This window comes from Pasteurella oralis (genome assembly GCF_002850605.1).
GTDB classification, from domain to species: domain Bacteria; phylum Pseudomonadota; class Gammaproteobacteria; order Enterobacterales; family Pasteurellaceae; genus Pasteurella; species Pasteurella oralis.
Window position 1 is genome coordinate 1 of the sequence record NZ_NXGB01000018.1, and the last position, 2774, is coordinate 2774.

4 protein-coding genes and 1 pseudogene are annotated in these 2774 nt (G+C 29.1%); 1 reads left to right on the plus strand and 4 read right to left on the minus strand.

The window, feature by feature from the left end:
• Nucleotides 1-182: pseudogene (locus tag C0975_RS11440) on the plus strand (hypothetical protein); the annotation flags it as partial.
• A gap of 157 nt (nt 183-339) precedes the next feature.
• Here the strand turns inward: C0975_RS11440 and C0975_RS11175 are convergent.
• The 4 genes from C0975_RS11175 to C0975_RS11445 all read right to left on the minus strand — a co-directional run.
• The gene (locus tag C0975_RS11175; RefSeq protein ID WP_101776444.1) at nt 340-1053 is read right to left on the minus strand and encodes an AAA family ATPase; all 714 of its coding nucleotides are present in this window, start codon (nt 1051-1053) and stop codon (nt 340-342) included.
• Between the two features lie 89 nt (nt 1054-1142).
• Nucleotides 1143-1487, minus strand: coding sequence for a DUF6012 family protein (locus tag C0975_RS11180; protein WP_101776445.1), 345 nt, complete (start codon nt 1485-1487; stop codon nt 1143-1145).
• 24 nt (nt 1488-1511) lie between these two features.
• The gene (locus C0975_RS11185) at nt 1512-1937 is read right to left on the minus strand and encodes a P-loop NTPase fold protein (protein WP_101776446.1); all 426 of its coding nucleotides are present in this window, start codon (nt 1935-1937) and stop codon (nt 1512-1514) included.
• A gap of 204 nt (nt 1938-2141) precedes the next feature.
• Nucleotides 2142-2774 (minus strand): MFS transporter (locus tag C0975_RS11445; protein WP_167383065.1); only part of this gene is annotated, 633 nt, incomplete at its 5' end.

Below are 2774 nucleotides of genomic sequence, written 5' to 3' on the forward strand. Positions count from 1 at the left end.
CAGATATTAAATTTTCACTTTCATATTATGAACCAGGCATGTATTTTGCTGGTAAATATATTGCAACTCTAAACGGCTCATTTACTAATATAGTGATTGAAGAGCATAATATCCAAGATTTTGCAGAAAGTATTTTTGGTGCTGGATTTGATGAAAATAATTATCCAATAATCAAATTATGAACATCATTCCACTTTCCCTTGGGAGTAATTCTCCCAAGGGATTGCGCCTAATTTTACATTTTTAGGCGTAAATAACTTATTGATAAAAAAACAGTTTATAAAAAAATTATAGTCGCTAATTAAATGAATAATGGAATTCATTACTACCTCTACTTTATTAAGTTAATAAATTTTTAATATAGTTGTCATCATTTAAACATCGTTTATATATAGAAAATGTTTCTATATTACCTTTAGTGACTGGAGCTATATTGCCATTTTTAATGAATAATAGATCGCAGTCAGGAATCGACATAATTAGAGGAGAATGGGTAGCTATGATAAATTGGCTTCCTTTATTAGCTAAATCAAAAATTCGAGAAATAAAATTTAGCTGTTTTTGTGCTGAAAGAGAGGCCTCTGGCTCATCCAGAATGTAAAGGCCTTTAGGTTTAAATTTATTTGAATATAAAGCCTCCATAGATTCTCCATGTGATAGTCTATGAAGATCTCGGCCGCCGTAATATTGTTTTATCTCTGGATCAAAACTATACTCTGCATCTAGTTTTCTTATTTCAGATGAAAAATTATAAAAAGACTCAGCTCGATAAAAAAATATATCATTGGGTCTAAATCTTTTAGAGAGTATAATTTCTTTATGCAATTCGTCATGGGTACTCTCTGTCATATAGTTGAAGTTTCTTGTTCCCCCTTCTGCAGGACAGCCAAGATTTATTGCAATTGCTTCTAATAATGTTGATTTACCACTACCATTTTCACCTGTTATAATGGTGATTGGATTATTAAATTCTAGTGGGAACACATTTTTTAGTATAGCAGGAGCCGTATATTCTTTTTTCATTCTGACGGAGATTAGAAATAGCTCTTTCATCATTACTCCTATAGGAGAATAGTAGTTATACGTTATGTTGCATGCTACTATACCTTTATGAGAATAAGAATCAATAAAATTAAGGGGCTTTAATGCCCCTTTTCTAATGATTTTCTATATTCACTCTTTAGTTTAGCTACAGTTGCTCTAGATAACTTATATTTTACACAGAGCTGACTAATAGAAAGCCCTTTTTTATATTTGTTAATTCCCTCTTCTTCTATGTGTGCAAGTAAGCCCATAAAGGCTTTATTTTTCCGCTTTTTACAGGCAATCCAATAATGCTTATTGGGATACGGTCTTTTTAATGACAATTCTTTTACGGGTATCTCGTATTCAAAGTTATCATTTCCTGCAATAATGACTAATCTTTCTAAACTAATTTTAACGTTACTATATGGGTTGATAAAAGTTGGCATTAAATAGATTAACATTTTTTATTCTCCTTTGCTCAAGCCTTAAATTATTCTTTTCAATTTAATATTTTCATGATACCACTCAAACTCTTGTTCTGGATAAAGGGATATTATTATTTTGCAATCCAATTTCCTACATTGTTTAATCAGTTTATTTAATCCTTTTTCACGGATATCTTCTAAATCTTTATTAGATAACATTTCAAGCTCTATTAAAAAGTTTTTATATTTATTCTTTCTGTTCAAAATTAAGTTTATATGAGTTAGGATTTTTTCTTTATATTTTTTTGGAGTTTGTTTATTAAATTGATCATAATTAAACCAAAAAGCATTACTACCTAGATTTTCATAAATGATATTCATAATTTCAGATTTACCCGTACCTACTGCCCCTACTAGACAAAAAGACATTTTTTCAGAACTTAGTATACAGTCTGCTATTGATTTATTTAACTCACGCACTTTCATTTTACCTTATTCTATTCAAACTATAGCCGCAATTATTTGAATATCTTTTTTTACCTGCACTCGAAACTTAAAATTTTCTAGACAAGTAAATCAATTTATACAAAAAAAATAGGATATACATTTTTTAGACTGCCTATAAACTATAGTCAAAGTTTATAGACATTTTGAATATATTTCTTATAAACAAGAAGAGAAAATAGAATTTTAAAATTTTTCAATTTTAATAGCGTACTTTTTGATATTCAATGTAAACAGGAACATCCCAACAGTTAATAGGACTAGAAAATACAATACGTTATCTACGCCTAAATACTTAATAAAATATCCCGCGAGAAGGCTTGCTATAGCAGTAAATATCTTTATGATTAAACCACTAAGACCAGATATTCTAGCAACATAAGCATGAGGCATTTCCTGAATAGTATAAACATTGTAACAAACATTCCATACTCCCCCTAGTATAGCTTTAAATACGAAGAATACAAAATATCCCCACGCTGTAGGGAAAAATATGAAACCAGCAAAAACGAAAATTCGTAATATATTTATACCTATAACTAACTGACTAAAACTTAACTTTTTAGACAAAGGATTGGATATTATACTCCCTATTATCCCGCCGACTCCCAATCCAGATAATATGTAGCCTGTAATATCAAATCCTACATTATTAAAACTTAATTGATATATAATTGTTAAATATAAAATAGGATGTAAAAAATTATTAATAGCTGTCAATATAACCACTCTTAGAAATAATTTATTCTCTTTTATCCAAATAGCTGCTTCAGAAATACTCTTAATTAAATTCACTGAAGCATTAGAATTCCCATAAGG

Coding starts and splice junctions, on each gene's coding strand:
- C0975_RS11175 (WP_101776444.1), bottom strand. CDS start 1,053: ATGAAAGAGCTATTTCTAATCTCCGTCAGAATGAAAAAAGAATATACG.
- C0975_RS11180 (WP_101776445.1), bottom strand. CDS start 1,487: ATGTTAATCTATTTAATGCCAACTTTTATCAACCCATATAGTAACGTT.
- C0975_RS11185 (WP_101776446.1), bottom strand. CDS start 1,937: ATGAAAGTGCGTGAGTTAAATAAATCAATAGCAGACTGTATACTAAGT.